At 66.8% G+C, this 20,384-nt stretch carries 21 protein-coding genes; 5 read left to right on the top strand and 16 right to left on the bottom strand.

All coding sequences use genetic code 11. From position 1 onward, the window contains the following. Positions 1–2 precede the first annotated feature (2 nt). Both ABC419_RS08175 and parC read right to left on the bottom strand, forming a co-directional pair. On the bottom strand, positions 3–572 hold the full coding sequence (locus tag ABC419_RS08175; protein WP_046654201.1) for a LemA family protein: 570 nt from the start codon (positions 570–572) through the stop codon (positions 3–5). Positions 573–827: 255 nt separating this feature from the next. Beyond that, a complete protein-coding gene (gene parC, locus ABC419_RS08170) occupies positions 828–3,029 on the bottom strand; it encodes a DNA topoisomerase IV subunit A (protein WP_412877774.1) in 2,202 nt (733 codons plus the stop codon). Between the two features lie 103 nt (positions 3,030–3,132). On the opposite strand from parC, the gene ABC419_RS08165 reads away from it, so the two are divergent. Beyond that, positions 3,133–4,206, top strand: a complete 1,074-nt coding sequence (locus tag ABC419_RS08165; protein WP_412877775.1) for an NAD(P)H-dependent flavin oxidoreductase — start codon at positions 3,133–3,135, stop codon at positions 4,204–4,206. 75 nt (positions 4,207–4,281) lie between these two features. On the opposite strand, the gene recO is transcribed toward ABC419_RS08165, so the two are convergent. Together recO and ABC419_RS08155 are read right to left on the bottom strand one after the other, a co-directional pair. Further along, on the bottom strand, positions 4,282–5,013 hold the full coding sequence (gene recO, locus ABC419_RS08160; protein ID WP_412877776.1) for a DNA repair protein RecO: 732 nt from the start codon (positions 5,011–5,013) through the stop codon (positions 4,282–4,284). Further along, positions 5,013–5,468 (bottom strand): nuclear transport factor 2 family protein, encoded by a 456-nt coding sequence (locus ABC419_RS08155; protein ID WP_412877777.1) that lies wholly within the window; start codon positions 5,466–5,468, stop codon positions 5,013–5,015. Before ABC419_RS08155 ends, recO begins: the two co-directional genes overlap by 1 nt. Before the next feature lie 91 nt (positions 5,469–5,559). Between ABC419_RS08155 and ABC419_RS08150 the strand changes: the two genes are divergently transcribed. Both ABC419_RS08150 and scpC read left to right on the top strand, forming a co-directional pair. Further along, positions 5,560–6,000 (top strand): VOC family protein, encoded by a 441-nt coding sequence (locus ABC419_RS08150; protein WP_412877778.1) that lies wholly within the window; start codon positions 5,560–5,562, stop codon positions 5,998–6,000. Positions 6,001–6,114: 114 nt separating this feature from the next. Further along, the gene (gene scpC / locus ABC419_RS08145) at positions 6,115–7,623 is read left to right on the top strand and encodes a succinyl-CoA:acetate CoA-transferase ScpC (RefSeq protein ID WP_412877779.1); all 1,509 of its coding nucleotides are present in this window, start codon (positions 6,115–6,117) and stop codon (positions 7,621–7,623) included. A gap of 6 nt (positions 7,624–7,629) precedes the next feature. On the opposite strand, the gene ABC419_RS08140 is transcribed toward scpC, so the two are convergent. The 11 genes from ABC419_RS08140 to folK all read right to left on the bottom strand — a co-directional run bounded on the left by ABC419_RS08140 (position 7,630) and on the right by folK (position 17,560). Then, entirely contained in the window at positions 7,630–8,868 is a 1,239-nt protein-coding gene (locus ABC419_RS08140; protein WP_412877780.1) for a serine hydrolase domain-containing protein, read from the bottom strand. Between the two features lie 4 nt (positions 8,869–8,872). After that, complete coding sequence (era, locus tag ABC419_RS08135) at positions 8,873–9,838, bottom strand: GTPase Era (RefSeq protein ID WP_200215878.1); 966 nt, start codon at positions 9,836–9,838, stop codon at positions 8,873–8,875. After that, on the bottom strand, positions 9,835–10,551 hold the full coding sequence (rnc, locus tag ABC419_RS08130; protein ID WP_412877781.1) for a ribonuclease III: 717 nt from the start codon (positions 10,549–10,551) through the stop codon (positions 9,835–9,837). Before rnc ends, era begins: the two co-directional genes overlap by 4 nt. Further along, complete coding sequence (gene lepB / locus ABC419_RS08125; protein WP_412877782.1) at positions 10,551–11,477, bottom strand: signal peptidase I; 927 nt, start codon at positions 11,475–11,477, stop codon at positions 10,551–10,553. Before lepB ends, rnc begins: the two co-directional genes overlap by 1 nt. A gap of 112 nt (positions 11,478–11,589) precedes the next feature. After that, positions 11,590–11,991 carry a holo-ACP synthase gene (gene acpS, locus ABC419_RS08120; protein WP_128116208.1) on the bottom strand — a complete coding sequence of 134 codons (402 nt, stop codon included), beginning with the start codon at positions 11,989–11,991 and terminating at the stop codon, positions 11,590–11,592. Further along, positions 11,988–12,746 carry a pyridoxine 5'-phosphate synthase gene (locus ABC419_RS08115; protein WP_412877783.1) on the bottom strand — a complete coding sequence of 253 codons (759 nt, stop codon included), beginning with the start codon at positions 12,744–12,746 and terminating at the stop codon, positions 11,988–11,990. The genes acpS and ABC419_RS08115 overlap by 4 nt, the downstream gene beginning before the upstream one ends. Positions 12,747–12,761: 15 nt before the next feature. Next, positions 12,762–13,346, bottom strand: coding sequence for an orotate phosphoribosyltransferase (gene pyrE / locus ABC419_RS08110; RefSeq protein ID WP_412877784.1), 585 nt, complete (start codon positions 13,344–13,346; stop codon positions 12,762–12,764). A 45-nt stretch (positions 13,347–13,391) separates the two neighbouring features. After that, positions 13,392–14,171: an LOG family protein gene (locus ABC419_RS08105; protein ID WP_412877785.1), complete on the bottom strand. Its 780-nt coding sequence runs from the start codon at positions 14,169–14,171 to the stop codon at positions 13,392–13,394. Positions 14,172–14,208: 37 nt separating this feature from the next. Continuing rightward, positions 14,209–16,362 carry a RelA/SpoT family protein gene (locus ABC419_RS08100; protein ID WP_200166889.1) on the bottom strand — a complete coding sequence of 718 codons (2,154 nt, stop codon included), beginning with the start codon at positions 16,360–16,362 and terminating at the stop codon, positions 14,209–14,211. 167 nt (positions 16,363–16,529) lie between these two features. Beyond that, on the bottom strand, positions 16,530–16,889 hold the full coding sequence (gene rpoZ, locus ABC419_RS08095) for a DNA-directed RNA polymerase subunit omega (RefSeq protein WP_125899808.1): 360 nt from the start codon (positions 16,887–16,889) through the stop codon (positions 16,530–16,532). 128 nt (positions 16,890–17,017) lie between these two features. Beyond that, positions 17,018–17,560 carry a 2-amino-4-hydroxy-6-hydroxymethyldihydropteridine diphosphokinase gene (gene folK / locus ABC419_RS08090; RefSeq protein ID WP_412877787.1) on the bottom strand — a complete coding sequence of 181 codons (543 nt, stop codon included), beginning with the start codon at positions 17,558–17,560 and terminating at the stop codon, positions 17,018–17,020. Positions 17,561–17,595: 35 nt separating this feature from the next. Here folK and ABC419_RS08085 point away from each other — a divergent pair, with 35 nt between their 5' ends. Together ABC419_RS08085 and ABC419_RS08080 are read left to right on the top strand one after the other, a co-directional pair. Next, entirely contained in the window at positions 17,596–18,177 is a 582-nt protein-coding gene (locus ABC419_RS08085) for a LabA-like NYN domain-containing protein (RefSeq protein WP_368925401.1), read from the top strand. Further along, positions 18,174–18,818: a uracil-DNA glycosylase gene (locus ABC419_RS08080; RefSeq protein WP_368925403.1), complete on the top strand. Its 645-nt coding sequence runs from the start codon at positions 18,174–18,176 to the stop codon at positions 18,816–18,818. Before ABC419_RS08085 ends, ABC419_RS08080 begins: the two co-directional genes overlap by 4 nt. A 136-nt stretch (positions 18,819–18,954) precedes the next feature. On the opposite strand, the gene ABC419_RS08075 is transcribed toward ABC419_RS08080, so the two are convergent. Further along, positions 18,955–20,166 (bottom strand): N-acetylmuramoyl-L-alanine amidase, encoded by a 1,212-nt coding sequence (locus ABC419_RS08075; RefSeq protein ID WP_412877788.1) that lies wholly within the window; start codon positions 20,164–20,166, stop codon positions 18,955–18,957. Positions 20,167–20,384: the final 218 nt, after the last annotated feature.

Here is a 20,384-nt window from a genome sequence, read left to right as displayed (position 1 = left end):
GCTTAGAACTTCACCGTCGGCGGGGCGGCGTTCAGGGCGGCGCGTTCGCCCTCGCCCACGTCGAAGAAGGGTTTGTCGGCGCCGAATCCAAACATCCCGGCGAACAGGACGGTCGGGAACTGGCGGCGCACGGCGTTGAACTCGCTGACCGCGTTGTTGAAGAAGCGGCGCGCGGCGGCCAGCTTGTTCTCGATGTCCGACAGGTCCATCTGCAACTGCTGGAAGTTGGCGTTGGCCTTCAGGTCCGGATAGGCCTCGGACACGGCGAACAGGCGGCCCAGGGTCGCCGTCAGCATGTTCTCGGCCTGCACCTTCTCATCGACCGTTCGGGCCCCCGCAGCAGCGGCGCGCGCCTGGGTCACGGCGTCCAGGGTGCCGCGCTCATGCGTGGCGTAGCCCTTCACCGTCTCGACCAGATTGGGGATCAAGTCCTGGCGCTGCTTCAGCTGCACGTCGATGTCCGCGAACGACTGGTTCGCCGTCTGATCCAGCTTCACCAGCCTGTTGTACGCGCCGACCACGACGAACAGCAGAATGACGACGATGACGCCGATGATGATCCAGGTGATCATTGAGCCTCCTCCGAAAGATCAGGTGTGAATATGGAGGCCGAAAGACGCCGCAACCAGTGAATTCGGCGTCACCTCTCCTCTCCACGCAATAGGAAGGAAAACGCGCGCGCCTTCTTCCTCCCCTTCATGGGGAGGGTAGCTGAGCCTGAAAGGCGAAGCCGAGTGGGGACGACAGAGCTATTCAGGCGCAGCGCCCTCTCCCCACCCGGTCGCTGCGCGACCACCCTCCCCATGAAGGGGAGGGAGAAAGATAAATCAGCGGAACTTGCGCAGGCCGCGCGGCCCCTGGCGGCCCGCCCCGGCGCGCTTGCCCAGCCAGTCCTTCCAGTCCGGCCAGTTGCGGCGGCGGCCGCCGCCGTCGGCCCACTCCGGCCCCTGTTCGGCGTTGAACACCGTCACATCGGCCAGGCCGCCCTGCTTGTAGTTCTGCAGCTTCACGCCCTTGCCCCGGCCCATTTCGGGCAGTTCGGCCAGGGGGAAGATCAGCGTCTTGATGTTCTCGCCGATGGTCGCGACGTGATCGCCATTGATCCGCAGCATGGCCAGCATCTCGCCGTTCAGCACCTGCTTGCCGCCGCGCTTCTGGGCCAGCAGGTCGTTCTCGGGCGCCACGAAGCCGTAGCCCGCCTTCGACGCGACCAGCAGTTTGGCGTTCGGTTCGTGCGCCACGACGTTGATGATGTCGGCCTTCTCGTCCAGGTCGATCATCAGGCGCAACGGCTCGCCATGCCCGCGCCCCGACGCCAGCTTGTCGGCGCCGATGGTGAAGATGCGCCCGTCCGACGCCCCGACCAGCAGCTTGTCGGTCGTATAGGCGGGGACCAGGAAGCCCAGCTTGTCGCCTTCCTTGAACTTCAGTTCGGAGGGGTCGTCGACCTTGCCCTTGGCGGCGCGGATCCAGCCGCGATCCGACAGGATGACGGTGATCGCCTCACGCGGGATGAAGGCTTCCGGCGCCACGAAGGCCGAGGCGTCAACCGCCTCGCCGATCACGGTCCGGCGCGGCGACACCAGCGCCTTGCGCACGGCCTCCAGTTCCTTGCCGATGGCCTTCCACTGCTTGGCCTCGGAGGACGTCAGCGCCTGCAGCGCCGCAAGTTCTTCCGACAGCTCATTGAATTCCTTCTCGATCGTCATCTCTTCGAGACGGGCCAACTGACGCAGGCGGGTGTCGAGGATGAAGTCGGCCTGAAGCTCGCTCAGGCTGAAACGGGCGATCAGTTCGGCCTTGGGCTGCTCTTCCTCGCGGACGATGCGAATGACCTCGTCCAGATTCAGGAAGACGATGCGCAGGCCTTCCAACAGGTGCAGGCGCTTTTCGACGCGGGCGATGCGCCACTGGCTGCGGCGGTTCAGCACCACACGGCGGTGGTCGAGGAAGGCCCGCAGGCACTCCTTCAGCCCCATGACGCGCGGCGTGCCGGTGGCGTCCAGCACGTTCATGTTGATGGGGAAGCGCACCTCGAGATCGGACAGCTTGAACAGGCTTTCCATCAGCATTTCAGGCTCGATGGTGCGGTTCTTCGGTTCGAGGATGAGGCGGATGTCCTCAGCCGACTCGTCGCGCACGTCGCCCAGAAGCGGCGCCTTCTTGTTTTCGATCAGGTCGGCCAGCGCCTCGATCAGGCGCGACTTCTGCACCTGATACGGCATCTCGGTGATGATGATCTGATAGGCGCCGCGATCCAGCTTTTCCTCGACCCATTTAGCGCGCAGGCGAACGCCCCCGCGTCCCGTCTCATAGGCATCGAGGATGGCGGCCTGGCTCTCGACCGACACGCCGCCGGTGGGGAAGTCCGGTCCCGGCACGATCCTGACCAGATCTTCGGTCGTGGCGTCCGGCCGCTCCAGCAACAGGTGGCAGGCGTCGATCAGTTCACCGACGTTGTGCGGCGGGATCGACGTCGCCATGCCCACGGCGATGCCCGACGACCCGTTGGCCAGCAAGTTGGGGAAGCCCGCCGGCAGGACCACCGGCTCTTCGTCCTGATCGTCATAGGTGGGGCGGAAGTCGACCGCGTCCTGATCGATGCCGTCCAGCAGCAGGACGGCGGCGGGCGTCAGCTTGCACTCGGTGTAGCGCATGGCGGCCGCGCTATCGCCGTCGATGTTGCCGAAGTTCCCCTGCCCGTCGACCAGCGGATAGCGCTGGGCGAAGTCCTGGGCCAGACGGACCAGAGCCTCGTAAATCGAGGCGTCGCCGTGCGGGTGATAGCCGCCCATGACCTCGCCGACGACCTTGGCGCATTTGCGCGCGGCCGCCTGCGGGTTCAGCCGCATCTGATGCATGGCGTACATGATGCGCCGGTGCACGGGCTTGAAGCCGTCGCGCACGTCGGGCAAGGCGCGGTTGGTGATGGTCGACAGGGCGTAGGCCAGATAGCGGCGCGACAGCGCATCGCCCATCGGTTCTTCGACGATGCGGCCGCCTTCGGGCGTCGGGGTGTGGATGGTCATACGACTTCGAATCAATGATCGGGCGAGGAAAGTCTAGCGCAGCCGGGGCCTGACGCCGGGATTGTCAGCGCCTATCTGTGCAGAAACGCGCGAAGGAGCGCCGATGAAGACCGCCCTGACCGACCGCCTCGGCCTTTCCGTTCCTCTGATCCAGGCGCCGATGGCCGGAACCTCGACCGCCGAACTGGCCGCCGCCGTGTCGAACGCGGGAGCGCTTGGCTCCATCGCCCTGGGGGCCATCGACGCCGAGGCGAGCCGCAAGGCCATCCGCTCGGTGAAGACGCTGACCGACCGGCCGTTCAACGTCAATCTGTTCTGCCACGCGCCGATCGCGGCCGATCCAGCGCGCGACGCGGCATGGATCGACAGCCTGCGCCCGATCTTCGCTGAGTTCGGCGCGGCCCCGCCCGAACGGCTCAACGACATCTATCAGAGCTTCCTGACCGACGACGCCAAGCTGGCCGTGCTGGTCGAAGAAAGGCCCGCCGTGGTCAGCGTCCACTTCGGCCTGCCGCGCGCCGATCAGATCGCGGCGCTGAAGGCGGCGGGCTGCGTCCTGATCGCCAGCGCCACCACGCCCGAGGAAGGCCGCGCCGCCGTCGCCGCCGGGTTCGACATGGTGATCGCGCAAGGGGTCGAGGCGGGCGGCCATCGCGGCGTCTTCGATCCGGCCGACGATCCGCGCTTCGCCACCCTGCCGCTGACACGCCTGCTGGCGCGCGACCTGTCGGTTCCGGTCGTCGCGGCGGGCGGGATCATGGACGGCGCCGGGATCGCGGCGGCGCTGGCGCTGGGCGCGGCCGGGGCGCAGATGGGCACAGCCTTCGCATCGTGCCCAGAATCGGCGGCGGATGCGGCCTATCGAGCGGCCTTGGCAGGCGAGGAGGCCGGGCGCACGCGGGTCAGCGCCGCCATCTCCGGCCGCCCGGCGCGCGGGGTGGAGAACGCCTTCATGCGCCGGGCCGATGAGACGAAGATCGCCGCCTATCCTTACGCCTACGACCTCGGCAAGGCGCTGAACGCGGCGGCAAAGGCCAAGGGCGACAACGGCTATGCGCCGCACTGGGCGGGACAAGGCGCGTCGCTAGGCCGGGCATTGCCTGCCCCTGAACTGGTCGCGATGTTGGAAAGGGAAACGCGCGAGGCGATTGCGGGGCTGTCGGCGCTGAATCGGTAAGCGCGCACACTCAAATCCCGTCACCCTCGGGACAAGCCCAAGGGTGACGGTGAGGTTTCAACCGCCTTACCGGAGTTAAAGCCGCCCCGCCTCGCCCAGCTTGTCGATCATCCAAACGCGCGCGGGCGGCAGCGGCCGGTTCAGGGCGTGGAAGACGAACTGCTCAAGGAAATGCCCCGTCAGCTCCAGCCCCGCCTTCACGTCTCCCGCGCCCAGCCCCGCCTGCGCGCCCAGCATGAAAGGCGGCAGGGCCAGCAGCTTGTCGGCATAGGGCGCGCCCGCCTCGCGGCTGACGGCGCGGCCGGTGCGGGGGCTGACCCAGACCAGGTCGTCCATCGACCCCGTTGACGCGCAGCGCGACAGGTCGAGACCGAAGCCCAAGTCCTCCAGCAACCCAGCCTCGAACCGCACGAAAATGGCGGGCCAGACCTCGGGCACGGCGAACGCGCCCATCAGCGCCTCGAAGGCGTAAAAGGCGCCCGGATGCGGCTCCCGCTCCGGCAGGGCGCCCTGCGCCACCGCAGCGGCGGCGCTCAGCCCGGTCAGGGCCAGCGGGTCGTCGAACAGTGCGGCCGGGCCTTCGCCCACCGGCTCCAGTCGCGCCGAGCCCAACTGATCCGACGTCCGCGACCGCAGATCGGCCACGACCCGCGCGCCCGGCTGAAGGAAGGGCCGCATCCGCCGCGACGCCCCGCCCGCGACATAGGCGGCGCGGCGACCGTGCCGTTCAGTCAGCAGATCGACCACCGCCCCCGTATCGCCATGCGCCCGCGCCGACAGAACGAAGGCGTCGTCCTGAACCTCCATCAGTTGGCCTTGATGGCGTCGACGACGGCGCGCGCCTTGTCGTTCGGTACGGCGAAGCTGAGGACGTATTGCTCGATCTTCCAGCCCTCGTCGGTCAGGCGCAGCACGCCCGAGCCGCGCGTCGTCCCATAGGCGTCATTGTCCAGCACCTCGTCGAACCAGGCGACGCAGCGGCACTCGATCGGGGCGATAGTCACGGTCCGCGCTGTCGGCCGATAGGTCCAGCCCCTGCCCTGCGAGAAGTAGGGCGTGGCGTAGGCGCGGAATTCCGACAGGCTCCACCGCTCAGCCGCATCCGTGCCGATGAAACGGGCGTCCGGCGTGAAGGCCGCGAAATAGGCCTCGCCGTCCGCCACCGAGGCGGCGGCGTGCATGGCGTCCAGCGTGCGCTCGATCGGCGCGGTCTCTGCGGGCGCGGCGGACAGTTGAAGCATCATCAGGGCGGCGGTGATCATGGCTTTGTTCTAGTCCTGTTCCGTCAATGGGGGAAGCGCCGGGAAACGACGCCCGCCTGGCGCGTTCCGGCTCCATCCGAAGGAGGATCCCATGAAGATCGTCACCAGCCTCAGCTTTCAGGGCCAGTGCCGCGAGGCGCTGGAGTTCTACGCCCGCGTGCTGGGCGGCAAGGTCACGGCCGCCTTTCCGTTCGGCGAAGGCCCGCCCGACATGCCGGTCGATCCCAAATACAAGGACTGGCTGATGCACGGCTGGCTGGAGATCGGAGACCAGGCGATCATGGGCGCCGACCTGCCGCCCGAGTTCGCGCCGAACATCGACAAGCCCAAGAACGGCTTCGACGTGTCGTATCACACCGACGACCTCGGCAAGGCGCGACAGGTCTTCGACGCCCTGTCCGAAGGCGGCAAGGTGTCGATGCCCTTCGCCGAAACCTTCTGGTCGCCCGGCTTCGGCAGCTTCACCGACAGGTTCGGCATCCCCTGGATGGTCAACACCAACCCGACAGAGGCGTGGAAACCCGGCGGTTGACGCCTTTGTGATCACGGACCGTTACGACCAAAGCCGTATTGGAATCAGGGTGATGCGGCGCCTATGTCCGCGTCGTTCCTTGAGCCCTCCCCGGCTCCAGCCGTCAGGTTTGCGATGTCCCGCGTCCGTAACGCCGCCCTCAAGTCGAAGATCATGTCCGCCCAGGACGCCGCCGCCCTGATCCCGGCCAACTCGACCGTGGGCATGAGCGGCTTCACCGGCTCGGGCTACCCGAAGGTCGTGCCGATGGCTCTGGCCGAGCGGATCGAGGCCGAGCACGCGGCGGGCAATCCGTTCAAGCTGAAGGTCTGGACCGGCGCCTCGACCGGGCCGGAACTGGACGGAGCGCTCGCAAAAGCCGACGGCATCGAGTTCCGCCTGCCCTACAACTCCGACCCCATCGCCCGCGAGAAGATCAACAAGGGCGAGATGGAATACCTCGATATGCACCTGTCGCAGGTGGCGCCGGTGGCCTGGCAGGGCTTCCTCGGCCCGCTGGAGACGGCGGTGGTCGAGGTGTCGGGCATCCGCGAGGACGGGGCGCTGATCCCCTCGTCGTCCATCGGCAATAACAAGACCTGGCTCGACCGCGCCGACCAGATCATCCTGGAGGTCAACAGCTGGCAGAACGCCGCGCTGGAGGGAATGCACGACATCTACTACGGCACGGCCCTGCCGCCCGCGCGCGTGCCGATCCCGCTGATCAAGCCGACCGACCTGATCGGCGAGACGGTCTTCCGCGTCGATCCGTCCAAGATCGCCGCCATCGTCGAGACGGACAGCCCGGACCGCAACCTGCCCTTCGCCGCGCCGGACGCCAGCGCGACGGCCATCGCCGGGCATCTGATCGAGTTCCTGCAGCATGAGGTGAAGCTGGGCCGCCTGCCCGCCCATCTGCTGCCGCTGCAATCGGGCGTGGGCAATGTCGCCAACGCCGTGCTGGCCGGTCTGGCCGACAGCCCGTTCGAGAACCTGACCGCCTATACCGAAGTGCTGCAGGACGGGATGCTGGACCTGCTGAATAGCGGCAAGCTGACTGTCGCCTCGGCCACCGCCTTCTCGCTCAGCCCCGAGGCCGCCGCCGATCTGAACAGCCGCATGGAGCAGTTCCGCGGCAAGATCATCCTGCGCCCGCAGGAAATCTCGAACCACCCGGAGATCATCCGCCGCCTGGGCTGCATCGCCATGAACGGCCTGATCGAGGCCGACATCTACGGCAACGTCAACTCGACCCACGTCATGGGCTCGCGCATCCAGAACGGCATCGGCGGCTCGGGCGACTTTGCGCGCAACGCCTATATTTCCTGCTTCGTCACGCCGTCGACGGCCAAGGGTGGAAAAATCTCGGCCATCGTCCCCATGGCCAGCCACGTCGACCACATCACCCAGGACGTGCAGGTCATCGTCACGGAACAGGGCCTGGCCGACCTGCGCGGCCTGTCGCCCAAACAGCGCGCGCGGGTCATCATCGCCAACTGCGCCCACCCCGACTATCGCGACGCGCTGAAGGACTATTACGACCGCGCGCTGGAAGGCTCATACGGCCTGCAGTCGCCGCACCTGCTGACCGAGGCGCTGTCGTGGCACCAACGCTATATCGAGACGGGGTCGATGAAGGCCTGATCGGCCTTAGCGCGCCAGAGCCGCCGGGAACGGACGCCCCAGGGCCTCAGCCATGGCCTGCTGGTTGATCAGCAGCACCTGATCGCGCAGGTGGTAGTTGTTGGACAACACCACCACCGTCACCTCCTGATCGGGCTGGTAGGACACAAGGTTGCGGAAGCCCGCCCAACTGCCCGTGTGATAAATCTGGCGATCGCTGAACGGCGATGAGGTCCGCTCGCCCAAGGCGCTGACGTAGATGCCGTAGCCATAGGCTCGATGAGGGCCGCGCCGCTCGGGCATGTCGTCCGGGGCGTGATCGGCGATCAGGTCGGCATAGGCCTTGTCGCTCAGGATGTGGCCCTGATGCAGGGAGCGGTTCCAGGCCAGCACGTCATCCAGCGTCGAATACAACGCCCCGGCGCCCGCAACGACGCTGACGTTGGCGATAGGCTGCGGCGTCAGGCCCGCCGGAAACAGCCCGTAGCCCATGGCCAGTCCCTGGGCGTCGTCATTCACGTCCGAGCCGGTGTCCTTCATGCCCAGGGGCTTGAGGATCGCCTGCTCCATATAGGTTTCGAACGGCTGGCCGCTGGCCTTTGACACGATCTCGGCCGCCAGGTTGAAGGCGGCGTTGTTGTAGCGGACCTTCGTCCCCGGCTCGAACTGCAGGCCATAGCGGGCCGAGGTCTCGGTCAGTTCCTGCGGCGTGCGGTGGGTGACGCGGATGCGGCCCCACTCGGCCTGGGCCATCACGTCCGGAATGCCCGAAGTGTGCGACAGCAGGTGATGGATACGCAGCGGCCGCCAGGCGTCGGGGCACGGCTCGATCCATTTGCAGACCGGATCGTCGACCGACAGCTTGCCCTCGTCCTGAAGCTTCAGAACGGCGACGGCGGTGAACTGTTTGGACACCGAGGCCAGGCGGAAACGGGTGTCCAGGGCGAAGGGCGTGTCCTGCTCATAGTTCGCCTTGCCGTAGACCTGGCGGAACAGAACCTGATCGCCCCGGGCCACCAGGACGGCGCCGGTGAACTGCTTGCTGGCCGCCAGGTGGTCCAGACGTTCCTTCAACTGCGGCAGGGCCTCGACCACCTCAACCGGCGGGCGCTTGGGCAGGTCTGTCCGATAAACGGCGGCCGCCTGGGTTTCCGGCGCGACGGCCTTGACGAACCACGCGCCCGCGCCGGCCGAAATCAGGCCGGCGGCGACGAGGGAACCGAGGAACCAGGGCCTTCCGCCCGCGGTCTTGGGAACAATGAACACGAGACTAGACGTCAAACTCCAGGCCGAACTGGGCGTACAATGCCTTTGAGTCTTGCCATTTGGGATCGACCTTGACGGTCAAAAACAGGTGAACGGGCCGATCCAGGATCTCGATCAGCTCCTCGCGCGCCTTCTGGCCGATCCATTTCAGGGTCTGGCCGCCCTTGCCCAGAACGATCGGGCGCTGACTTTCCCGCTCGACATAGATGGTCTGTTCAATGCGGGCCGAGCCGTCCGCCTTGTCCTCGAACGAGGTCGTCTCGACCGCCGCCGAATAGGGCAGTTCCTCGTGAACGCGCAGATAGACCTTCTCACGCGTGATCTCGGCCGCCAGGACGCGCAGGGGCACGTCCGCCGACTGATCTTCCGGGTACAGCCACGGCCCCTCGGGCATGGCCAGGGCCAGGCGCGTCTTCAGATCGTCCACGCCGTCGCCGCTGAGTGCCGAGATCATGAAGACCTCGGAATACACGCCCGTCTCGAACAGGCGCTGCGACAGGGCCAGCAGGGTGTCGCGGCGCATCCCGTCGATCTTGTTCAGCGCCAGGATGACCTTGGTGTCGGTCGCCTTCAGATTGGCGATGATGGTCTCTGTGTCCTCGGCCGAGCGGCGGTCGGCGGCGGTGCCTTCGCGACCTTCAGCGTCGATGTGCGACTGGGCGTCGATCAGGTGGACGACCACGTCCGCGTCCTGCGCCCCGCCCCAGGCCGAGGCGACCATGGCGCGGTCCAGACGGCGGCGCGGCGTGAAGATGCCGGGCGTGTCCACCAGCACGATCTGGGCGTCGCCCTTGATGGCGATGCCGCGCACGGGGAAGCGCGTGGTCTGGACCTTCTGGGTGACGATGGAGACCTTGGAGCCGGTCAACCGGTTCACCAGCGTCGACTTGCCCGCATTGGGCGCGCCGATGATGGCGGCGAAGCCCGCGCGCTGGCCGGTGATCTCGGCGGTTTCGGTGGTCTCGGTCAAATTACGTCTTCTCGTTTCAATAAGGCGATGGCGGCGGCCTTTTCCGCCTCCTGTCGCGAACGTCCCTGGGCGCGGGCCGGTTCATAGCCCGTCACCGTCGCCTCGACCGTGAAGGTCGGCGCGTGATCCGAGCCGGTGCGCTGGACCACTTCATAGGTCGGCAGCGGTCGGCCCTGGCCTTGCGCCCATTCCTGCAGGGCGGACTTGGGGTTGGTCACCGCCGCACTCGGAGGTGCGGCCAATTCTTCGGCCCAGGCGCGTTCGAACACGGCCTGAGCAGCGATCAGACCGCCGTCGCGATAGACGGCCGCCAGGATCGCTTCCACAGCATCGGCGATGACTCCGGCCTTTCTGCGGCCGCCGGTCTTGGTTTCGCCCGGCGACAGGCGAAGCGCGTCGCCGACGCCCAGCCGTTCGCCCACGCGGGCGCAGGCGCTCTTGTCCACCAGGGCGTGCAGGCGGGCGGAAAGCTGCCCCTCGTCAGCCGCCGGATAATCACGCACCAGCCGATCCGCGACCAGCAGACCCAGCACCCGGTCGCCCAGGAACTCCAGCCGCTCATTGTCGGCGGGCGTCTGCGGCCCCGCCCCCTCGCCCACGCTGGAGTGCGTCAGGGCGCGCTCCAGCAGGGAGGCGTCTTCAAAGTCATGACCCAGGCGCTGGCGCAGGGCCGCCACGGCCTCGGCGCGCACGTTCGTGCGTCCGCCGGCCATCAGTCGAGGATCTTGAAGAACCGGCTGAAGCGCACATTGGCGAACCAGCTGACCGGGTTGAACAGCGAGGCCCCCGGCGTCCACGAGAACATGATGATCTCGGCCTTGCCGACCAGGTTCTCGGCCGGAACCATGCCCACGCCCGCCGACATCTCGACACGGCTGTCGATCGAGTTGTCGCGGTTGTCGCCCATCATGAAGTAGTGACCGGCCGGCACCTCATACAGCGGGGTGTCGTCCAGATCGCCGCCGGGACCGAAGTCCTGCGTCATGAAGGTGCGGCCGCCCGGCAGGGTCTCGCGCAGCTGGGTCACGGCGCGCGGGCCGAACATGTCGGCCATCTGGGCGCGGCTGACCACCGCGTCCTGCACCGGCGCGCCGTTAATGTAGAGCTTGTTGGCGATCATCTGCACCTTGTCGCCCGGCAGGCCGATCACGCGCTTGATGTAGTCGGTCTTGTTGTCGCGCGGCAGCTTGAACACGGCGATGTCGCCGCGCTCGGGGCCCTTGCCCAGGATGCGGCCGTTGAACACCGGCGGGCTGAACGGGATCGAGTGCTTGGAATAGCCGTACGACCACTTCGACACGACGATGTAGTCGCCCTCGTACAGGTTCGGCTCCATCGAGGCCGACGGGATGGTGAAGGGCTGGAACAGCAGCACCCGCAGCACCAGCGCGATCAGCAGGGCGAAAACGACGGTCTTGATGATCTCGACCGTTTCGTTGCTCGCGGACTTTTCTTTCTTCACTCGCTTGGCCTTCCTGGCGCGCCGGGGCGCATAGATCGGGGTCTCGCTGTCGAGGGCTTCGGGGTCGTCCCCCATGTCGAAGGGGGCGTCGCCGTCGTCGCTCCAGATCGGCCGTTGGTCAGCCGGATCGAGGGCTGGGTCGGCTGCTCCGCCGTTCGCCTTGGGGTCGTCGCTCATCGTCTGCTCGAATCCCCCGCCGAACGCGGGGTTTGAAGGTCGAGGCGTAGTCGCTGAACCCGCCGCGAGCAAGACTCTGGATGATGAAGGAACCGCAACCTTCGCGGCGGCGTCAGGCCTTGGGCAGGGCCTCGATCACCACGAAGGCCAGGGCGTAGGGGTGTTCGTCGCTGAGGGTCAGGTGGATGCGCGCCTCATGCCCCGGCGGGGTCAGGCGGGCCAAGTGCTCGGCCGCGTGGCCGGTCAGGGCCAGCGTCGGCTGACCCGAAGGCAGGTTCACCACCCCCATGTCGCGCCAGTAGACGTCGGAGCGCATGCCGGTGCCCAGCGCCTTGGCGCAGGCTTCCTTGGCGGCGAACCGCTTGGCGTAGCTCCACGCCGGATCGGCCTTGCGGTCGGAGCGGCTGCGCTCAAGCTCGGTGAAGACGCGCTGTTTGAAACGGTCGCCGAAACGGTCCAGCGACGCCTGGATGCGGCGGATGTCCGACAGGTCAGCGCCGACGCCGATGATCATGACCCCGATCCTGAAATCGCCTCGTCCATCGCCGCGCGCATGCGGCGGATGGCGGCGTCCAGACCGACGAAGACCGCCTCGCCGATCAGGAAGTGACCGATGTTCAGCTCGACGATCTCACGGATGACCAGAATTTCGCTCGCCGAGGCGTAGTCGAGGCCGTGCCCCGCATGAACCTCCAGCCCCAGAATGTCGGCCTGTGCGGCGGCGGCGGCCAGACGGTCGAATTCGGCCGCGCGCACGGCCGGGTCGGTCAGGTGGCAATAGCGGCCGGTGTGGAACTCGACTACCTGGGCGCCGACGGCGGCGGCGGCCTCGACCTGATCCTCGGACGGTTCGATGAACAGGCTGACGCGGATACCGGCGTCGGACAGGGCCTTCACCACCGGGGCGATGCGGGCCTCGTGACCGGCGACGGCCAGACCGCCCTCGGTCGTCACTTCTTCACGCCGTTCAGGCACCAGACAGGCGGCGTGCGGACGGTGGCGCAGGGCGATGGCCAGCATCTCCTCCGTCACCGCCATCTCGAAGTTCAGCGGCTTGTCCGCGCGGCGGCACAGGGCCGTCAGCACGTCGATGTCGGCGTCGGTGATGTGACGGCGGTCCTCGCGCAGGTGAGCGGTGATGCCGTCGGCGCCGGCCGCCAGCGCCGCCTCGGCCGCGCGAGCCGGATCGGGATGAGCGCCGCCGCGCGCGTTACGAACCGTGGCGACGTGGTCGATATTGACGCCCAGACGAACCCGCTGACGCTTCATCCCGTTCTCTCTTTCCTATTTGGACAGGCGCCGGCTGCCCGGATCCTCGACCGGCAGGGCGGCCAGTTCCGGCGGCAGGGCGTCGGCCAGATAGGCAGGCACCTCCATCGAGGCCAACGCGATCAGGGGCACGCCCACATCGACCTTGCCGCCCGAGCGGTCGACGATGCAGGCGGCGGCGACGACTTCGCCGCCCGCCTTCTGGATCGCGGCGATGCATTCGCGCGAAGAAAGCCCCGTGGTGACGATGTCCTCGACCATGACGATCTTCTCGCCCGGCTCGACCGAGAAGCCGCGACGCAAGCGGAACTCGCCGCCCTCGCGCTCGACGTACATGGAGCGAACGTTCAGGTGCTTGGCCGTCTCATAGCCGGGGATGATGCCGCCGACTGCGGGCGAGATCGCCGCATCGACAGGCCCGACCGTCGCGACGATCTTTTCCGCCAGCGCCTTGCACAGGCGCGCGCAGCGGGCGCCGTCCATGAAGACCAGGTTCTTCTGCAGGAAGACCGGGCTGTGCAGGCCGGACGAGAGGACGAAATGGCCTTCGCGCAGGGCGCCGGCGTCGCGGAATTCGTTGAGGACGTCTTCAGTGTTCATGAAAGCCGTCCTTAGACCCTGCGGCGGTCGCCCTCAACCCGCGCCCTATTTGATCTCGCAGTTGGGCTTCAGTCCGCCTTCCAGCAGCTTGGCCCACACGGTCTCGGCGTCGTCAGCGAAGGCGAACAGATCCATGTCCGACGCCTTGACCATGCCATGCTCGATCAAGGTGTCGAAGTTGATGACCGAGCGCCAATAGGCCTCGTCGAACAGGACGATGGGGATCGGCGGCGCCTTGTCCGTCTGGCGCAGCGTCAGGATCTCGAACAGTTCGTCCAACGTGCCGAAGCCGCCGGGGAAGACCACCAGGGCGTTGGCCCGCATGGCCAGGTGCATCTTGCGCATGGCGAAGTAGTGGAACTGGAACGTCAGCTCGGGCGTCGACCAGGGGTTCGGGAACTGCTCGTGCGGCAGGGTGACGTTGAAGCCGATCGACGGCGCCCCCGCCTCATGCGCGCCCTGGTTGGCGGCCTGCATGATGCCCGGCCCGCCGCCCGTGGCGATGACGTTGTCGCGCACCTCGCCCGGCTCGCCGCGGAAGGCGCCGCCGCGTTCAGAGGCGATGCGGCCGAACTCGCGCGCCTGCTCGTACCAATAGGCGTGACGACCGTCGCCGTTCACGCCGACGCGGGCGCTGCCGAAGACGACGATGGTCGAACGCACGCCCCAGGCCTTCAGCGCCTGCTCGGCCTTCTCGTACTCCATCAGGAAGCGCACGCCGCGCATCGACTCACCCAGCAGGAAATCCTGATCCAGGGCGGCCAGACGATAGGAGGGCGAGGCCATCTGGGCCTCGTTGGCGAGCTTCTGTTGTTCGGGGGACATGACGGCCTTGTCGTAAAACACAAAGAGGCGGCGGCGTTCAGCCGCGCGCGCGGTCGACGGTGTCGACGGACGGATTGGCCCGAAGGGCCGCGATGATCATGGTCGCATGGCGGGCGTCTTCAACCTCCACGTCGATATCGACGTCGAAGAAGTCCTGCTGGCGGTGCGCCATGCTTAGATTGAGGATGTTGCCGCCCGCCTCGCCGATGATGGTGGCGACCTGGCCCAGAACGCCGGGGGCGTTCTTCATGGTGGCGTGCAGCTTGACCGCGCCGACAGCGCTGCGCTCGGCCTGCGGCGTCCATTGCAGATCCTGCCAGACGGAATCGTCGTCGGCGAAGTCGGCCAGGGTCTGGCAGTCGATGGTGTGGACCGTCAGCCCCTTGTCCGGCTCAAGGATGCCGACGATGCGGTCGCCGGGCACAGGGGAACAACACTGGCCGAAGTGGATGCTGACGCCCGGCGTCAGGCCGCTGCCGCGCACAAACAGGCGCGGAGATTCCGCGCCGATGCGCTTGCGCTCGGGACCGGCCTTCAGCTGGCCCTTCAGCGCCGGGAACAGGGTCTCAGCCACGCGCGTGGCGGTCAGACGGCCCCGGCCGATGGCGTCGAACATGTCGTCTTCGGACGGCATGGCGAAGGTCTTCAGCACCTCCGTCAGCTTGACGTCGGCCAGCGACTTGCTCGCCCGCTCCAGCGTCTGCTCCAGCGTCGTCTTGCCCAGACGCACGAACTCTTCGCGCTCCGAGGTGCGGATGTGGCGGCGGATGGCCGAGCGGGCGCGGCCCGTGACCGTCAGACTGCGCCAGTCGGTCGGCACCTCGCGCTTGGTCCCGCGAATGATCTCGACCACGTCGCCGTTCTGAAGCGCCGTGCGCATGGGCTTCAGTTCGCCGTTGATCTTGACCCCGACCGCCGTGTCGCCGACCTCGGTGTGGACGGCGTAGGCGAAGTCCAGCGGCATCCCGCCGCGCGGCAGGGTGATCAGCGTCCCCTTCGGCGTGAAGACGAAGACCTGATCCAGATACATTTCGAGCTTGGCGTGCTCGACCCAGTCCTCGCCCCCCTCCCCGTGCTCGATCACCTGAACCAGATGGCGCAGGTTCAACAGGGGATCGCGGCCGCCGTCGGCCTCCATCGCCTCGCGGTCGAAGCCGTAGGACTGGTTCTTGTAGGCCCAGTGCGCCGCCACCCCGTCCTCGGCCACACGGTCCATGATCTCGGTGCGGATCTGCATCTCGATGCGCAGGCCGCCCGGCCCGACGACCGTCGTGTGCAGCGAGCGGTAGTTGTTCGACTTCGGCGTCGAGATGAAGTCCTTGAAGCGTTCCGGCACCATCGGCCAGGCGCGGTGGATGACGCCCAGGGCGCGGTAACAGTCGTCCTCGCTCTCGACGATGACGCGGAAGCCGTAGATGTCCGACAGGGACGAAAAGCCGACCGTCTTGCGCTGCAGCTTGCGCCAGATGGAATAGGGCGTCTTCTCTCGGCCCTTGACCCGCGCGGTCAGACCCGCCTCGGACAGCACCCGCTCAATCTCGGGCGAGACGGCCTCGATGGCGCTGCCGTTCTCCAGCTTCAGCGCCTCCAGGCGGCGCTGGATGGCGACGCGCGCCGTGGCGTTCAAATGCTCGAACGCCAACTCCTCCAGCTCGGCGGCGATGGAGTGGATGCCGATCGACCGGCCCAGGGGGGCGTAGACTTCCAACGTCTCGCGGCTGATGCGCTCGCGCTTTTCAGGCTTCACGAAGTGAAGGGTGCGCATGTTGTGCAGGCGGTCGGCCAGCTTGACCAGCAGCACCCGCACGTCGCGCGAGATGGCTAGAATGAACTTGCGCAGGTTCTCGGCCTGGCGTGTGTGCTCGGCCTGAAGCTCTAGTCGAGACAGCTTGGTCACGCCTTCGACCAGGACGGCGACCTCTTCGCCGAACATCTCGGCGATGTCCTCGCGGGTGGCCGAGGTGTCCTCGACCACATCATGCAGCAGGGCGGTGACGATGGTCGCCGTGTCCAGCCGATAGTCGGTCAGGATGCCCGCGACCTGGATCGGGTGGGCGAAATAGGGATCGCCCGAGGCCCGCAACTGCGAGCCATGCATCTTCATCGCATAGACATAGGCGCGGTTCAGCAGCGCCTCATCGGCGGTCGGGTCATAGGCCTTGACCGCCTCGATCAATTCGAACTGGCGCATGATCGGTGCGCGTTTGGGTTCAGACAATACAGGGCCTTCAGACGACTTCGGCGCCGCCCCAGCAGGGGGCGACGCCGACTTGTCTTGCAGATTCGCGGGTTGGTCCATCGGCGTGTCCGCCAGGGGCCGCGCCGTTGAGGGAGTGACGCCAGTGACCGGCTGCGCCGTCAGTAGCGTTCCTCCTGGCCCCCGTCGCGATCGCTTTGCAGCGCGCGGATCAGTTCGGCTTCGGCCATGTTCATGTGCTGCGGCTCGGCCAGCAGGGCCACGACTTCGGCTTCATCCTCAGCCTCGGTACGCTCGTCGACGCGCTGCAGCGTGGTGATGATGTTCTCGCGCAGTTCTTCCGGGGTGACGGTGTCCTCGGCCAGTTCGCGCAGGGCGACGACCGGGTTCTTGTCGTTGTCGCGGTCCAGCGTCAGCGGCGCGCCGTTGGCGATGTTGCGGGCGCGGTGACCGGCCAGCAGAACCAGACCAAAGCGGTTCGGCACCTTCTCGATGCAGTCTTCGACAGTGACGCGGGCCATGAAATTCCTCTGGCGGCAGGGAGAACCGCACAAAATATAGGTTGAAAGCCGATTGTGCAACGCCGCGAAGGCGGCATTGGGGCGGATCGGCGTGAGTTGCGCCTCCCTCGCCCGAGACCCGCTCCACGTCAAGCCTTGGGAACAGGCCTCGCATCGTCGCCGACCTCGGCGCGCAAGGCCAGATCCCCTGCTCGTCCGCCACAGACCGGATGTGGCCAGTTCGGCGCGATCTCGGCCAGGGGGCCCATGACGAACAACCGATCCGCCGCGCGCGGATGAGGCAGAATCAACCCGTCCAGATCGCCGCTGAGTTGTCCGTAGGCGATCAGATCGAGGTCCAGCGTACGCGGTGCGTTGCGCGCCGTCCGTACACGCCCGAACAAATCCTCGATTCGCCCCAGGGTCCGCATCAAGGTCGGCGCGTCCTGTGTCGTGCTGACGATCGCCACCCCGTTCAGGAAGGGCGGGTCGCCCGGATCAGGCCAGGCCTGCGACGCCCACCAGGACGACCGGGCCAGCACATCCACGCCCTCCGCGCGAAAACGCGCCAGCGCCGCCTCCAGCGCCTCGGCGCACGATGACCAATCGCCCTTGTCATTACAGCCAAGTGCGACGATGACTGCGCCATCCAGATCGAGCGCGCTTTCGGCCGTTTCGCTTTGGGTCTTCATTTTCTCGACCATACCGACGGACTCATTTTTCGCTCATGACCAACCATCCCGACGACCGCATCGCCCTGTTCATCGACGGCGCCAATCTGTACTCGGCGGCCCGCGCCCTGAACTGCGATCTGGACTTCAAGAAGCTGACGGAACGTTTCACCGGCGAAAGCCGGCTGGTCCGCGCATACTATTATACGGCCGTGGTCGAGGGCGAGGAATTCTCACCGATCCGGCCGCTGGTCGACTGGCTCGACTACAACGGCTTCACCGTAGTGACGAAACCCGTCAAACGCTACGTCGACGCTCAGGGCCATAGCCGCACCAAGGGCAATATGGACATCGAGATCGCAGTGGACATGTTGGAACTCGCGCCGCGCTTGGATCACGTGGTGCTGTTCTCGGGTGACGGCGATTTCCGCCGCCTGGCGCAAGCGATGCAGGCCAAAGGCGTGCGCGTCACCGTTGTCTCGACGGTGAAGAGCCAGCCGCCGCAGATCGCCGACGACCTGCGCCGCCAGGCTGACGCCTTCATCGATCTGGCCGACATCATCAACGAGATAGGCAAGCCCAAAGCGCCCATGAATCAGGGCGTGACCCGCACCCTGGATCGGAGCGACCGCGCGTGAAGGTCGGGCTGAACCCTGAACCTGCCCGCGACTGCCCCCTGTGCCCCCGTCTGGTCGAGTACCGCGCGGAGAACGCTCGTCAGAACCCGGACTGGTGGAACGGTCCTGCGCCGTCGTTCGGCGATCCGAACGCGCGTCTGCTGGTCGCAGGCCTGGCGCCCGGCCGCACCGGAGCCAACAGGACCGGACGCCCCTTCACCGGCGATCATGCAGGCTGGCTGCTTTACGACACGCTGAAGAAGACCGGCTTCGCGACAGGCCGCTACGATCCTGACGGCAAGGATGATCTGACGCTGATCGACTGCATGATCACGAACGCCGTGCGTTGCGCTCCGCCTCAGAACAAGCCGACGGCGGCGGAAGAGAACACGTGCCGTCCCTTCCTCGTCGACCGGCTGACCGCCCTTCCCCGACTGAAGGTGATCGTGACGTTGGGCGACGTGTCACGCCGCAGCATACTGCGCACGCTCGGCTATCCTGGTTCGGCCATTCCCGCCGGACATGGGGTTGAAGGCAAGGCCGGCCGCTACATCCTGATCAACAGCTATCACTGCTCGCGACTGAACACGAATACGGGGCGCCTGACGGCAGAGATGTTCGAAGACATCTTCATTCGCGCCAGGGCGGCCCTAGAAGACTAGTAAAGAACACCCTCTCCCCATTCCGATGGGAGAGGAACCACGCAGTAGTGGAGGGCTGCCGACAGCCAAACCAAGCGGCTTCCTCCGTCTCGTCGCCTTCGCCGTCGATCCACCTCCCCGTTGCATAGGGAGGAAATCAGCCCCCGGCGACTTCGCCCGCGACCATGACGGGAGCCGCCGGTTCGCGGAAGTAGCGGTCAATGCCATCGGCGACCGAGCGCATCAGACGACGGCGAGCGCGCTCATCGGTCAAAACGCGCTCATCTTCCGGATTGGTGATGAAGCCCATCTCCAGCAGAACCGCCGGCACGTCGGGCGCCAGCAGTACGGCCAGACCCGCGTCGCGGTGGCTGCGCCGCAGCAGGGGATGATTGTCGCCCTCGATGTGGGTCAGCAGGACGCGCGCGAACTGGGCCGAGCGGTTCTGGGTGGCGCGCTGGGTCATGTCCAGGAGGATGCGGTCGACCGAAGGGTCGCGCCCCGGCAGGCGCAGGTCGCGCTGCCAGTCGTCGCCCTTGGTGAACTCACGCACGGCGCGTCCGGCGCCTTGTTCGGACAAGGTATAGACGCTGGCGCCGCGCAGGGCCGGGTCCGAACCGGCGTCGGCATGCAGCGAGATGAACAGATCCGCCCCGGCGTCGCGGGCGATCTGCACTCGGCGGCCGTGCACCACATAGACGTCGCCGTCGCGGGTCAGGCGCACCCGATAGCGGCCGGTCCGTTCCAGCGCCGTCTTCAACTCGCGGGCGGCCGCCAGGGTGACGGCCTTTTCCTGAACATGCTGGCCCTGAGCGCCCGGATCGCGACCGCCATGACCGGCATCGATGACGATCAGTGGCTTTTCAGCGCGCGCCGGCGCGCGGCGCGCGGCGGCGACCGGCGTCACCGCGGCGGCGCCTGTCGCCTTCAGGTCGATCACATAGCGATAGTGTTGAACCCCATCGCCGGGCGGCAGCAGGAAACGACGCTCAATCTCCGCGCCTCGCGCCAGATCCAACCGCACCCGAGACGAAGAACCGGAAGCGGACACGTCATAGCCGCGCACCAGTCCCGATCCCGCACCGTCCAGCCCCCGCGCCGGCTGAACGCCCGACAGGGCGACAATGACGCGCCCGGACGTTCCATCCTCGACCACCTGACCCCGCGTAGCCCGGCCCAAGTCGACCACGATGCGAGTCCGCTGAGCGTCCCCGCCGAAACGGATTCGCATGACCTCGCCATCCGATCCAAAGGCGAGACCGCGCCCAGCCGCCAGCACGACGCCGCAAACGACGATGAAGGCCAAGGCCGTCATCGCCCATTCGCGTACGCCCCAACGGGCCAGATTGTCACGCCACCGACCGGCCATGAACCGAAGTTACCCTGTAGTTTCATCGCTAGGATGACCCGGCGGATTAAGGATTTCGTTAAGACCTCTTACCGTCGCGGTTCTTTTATTTTCCGTCGCATATGCCTATTATGAACTTCGTACGCGACTGATCGCGCCGCCCGCAGTCCTGCGGGATCGGCCGCGCCCTCCTCGCGGCGCTGACTTTTCACCTATTCCGAGGATTGCCCGGCCTGGCC

The organism is Brevundimonas phoenicis (assembly GCF_047237745.1).
GTDB lineage: Bacteria > Pseudomonadota > Alphaproteobacteria > Caulobacterales > Caulobacteraceae > Brevundimonas.
This window is presented reverse-complemented; position numbering and strand designations above follow the sequence as displayed.

Excerpts from the sequence above, each read along its gene's own strand:
- pyrE (WP_412877784.1), bottom strand. The coding sequence starts at position 13,346 with ATGAACACTGAAGACGTCCTCAACGAATTCCGCGACGCCGGCGCCCTG.
- ABC419_RS08155 (WP_412877777.1), bottom strand. The coding sequence starts at position 5,468 with ATGATCACCGCCGCCCTGATGATGCTTCAACTGTCCGCCGCGCCCGCA.
- ABC419_RS08075 (WP_412877788.1), bottom strand. The coding sequence starts at position 20,166 with ATGGCCGGTCGGTGGCGTGACAATCTGGCCCGTTGGGGCGTACGCGAA.
- ABC419_RS08165 (WP_412877775.1), top strand. The coding sequence starts at position 3,133 with ATGAAGACCGCCCTGACCGACCGCCTCGGCCTTTCCGTTCCTCTGATC.
- ABC419_RS08085 (WP_368925401.1), top strand. The coding sequence starts at position 17,596 with ATGACCAACCATCCCGACGACCGCATCGCCCTGTTCATCGACGGCGCC.
- rpoZ (WP_125899808.1), bottom strand. The coding sequence starts at position 16,889 with ATGGCCCGCGTCACTGTCGAAGACTGCATCGAGAAGGTGCCGAACCGC.
- recO (WP_412877776.1), bottom strand. The coding sequence starts at position 5,013 with ATGGAGGTTCAGGACGACGCCTTCGTTCTGTCGGCGCGGGCGCATGGC.
- rnc (WP_412877781.1), bottom strand. The coding sequence starts at position 10,551 with ATGGCCGGCGGACGCACGAACGTGCGCGCCGAGGCCGTGGCGGCCCTG.
- parC (WP_412877774.1), bottom strand. The coding sequence starts at position 3,029 with ATGACCATCCACACCCCGACGCCCGAAGGCGGCCGCATCGTCGAAGAA.
- ABC419_RS08175 (WP_046654201.1), bottom strand. The coding sequence starts at position 572 with ATGATCACCTGGATCATCATCGGCGTCATCGTCGTCATTCTGCTGTTC.
- acpS (WP_128116208.1), bottom strand. The coding sequence starts at position 11,991 with ATGATCATCGGCGTCGGCGCTGACCTGTCGGACATCCGCCGCATCCAG.
- lepB (WP_412877782.1), bottom strand. The coding sequence starts at position 11,477 with ATGAGCGACGACCCCAAGGCGAACGGCGGAGCAGCCGACCCAGCCCTC.
- ABC419_RS08105 (WP_412877785.1), bottom strand. The coding sequence starts at position 14,171 with ATGTCCCCCGAACAACAGAAGCTCGCCAACGAGGCCCAGATGGCCTCG.
- scpC (WP_412877779.1), top strand. The coding sequence starts at position 6,115 with ATGTCCCGCGTCCGTAACGCCGCCCTCAAGTCGAAGATCATGTCCGCC.
- folK (WP_412877787.1), bottom strand. The coding sequence starts at position 17,560 with ATGAAGACCCAAAGCGAAACGGCCGAAAGCGCGCTCGATCTGGATGGC.
- ABC419_RS08115 (WP_412877783.1), bottom strand. The coding sequence starts at position 12,746 with ATGAAGCGTCAGCGGGTTCGTCTGGGCGTCAATATCGACCACGTCGCC.
- ABC419_RS08150 (WP_412877778.1), top strand. The coding sequence starts at position 5,560 with ATGAAGATCGTCACCAGCCTCAGCTTTCAGGGCCAGTGCCGCGAGGCG.
- ABC419_RS08100 (WP_200166889.1), bottom strand. The coding sequence starts at position 16,362 with ATGCGCCAGTTCGAATTGATCGAGGCGGTCAAGGCCTATGACCCGACC.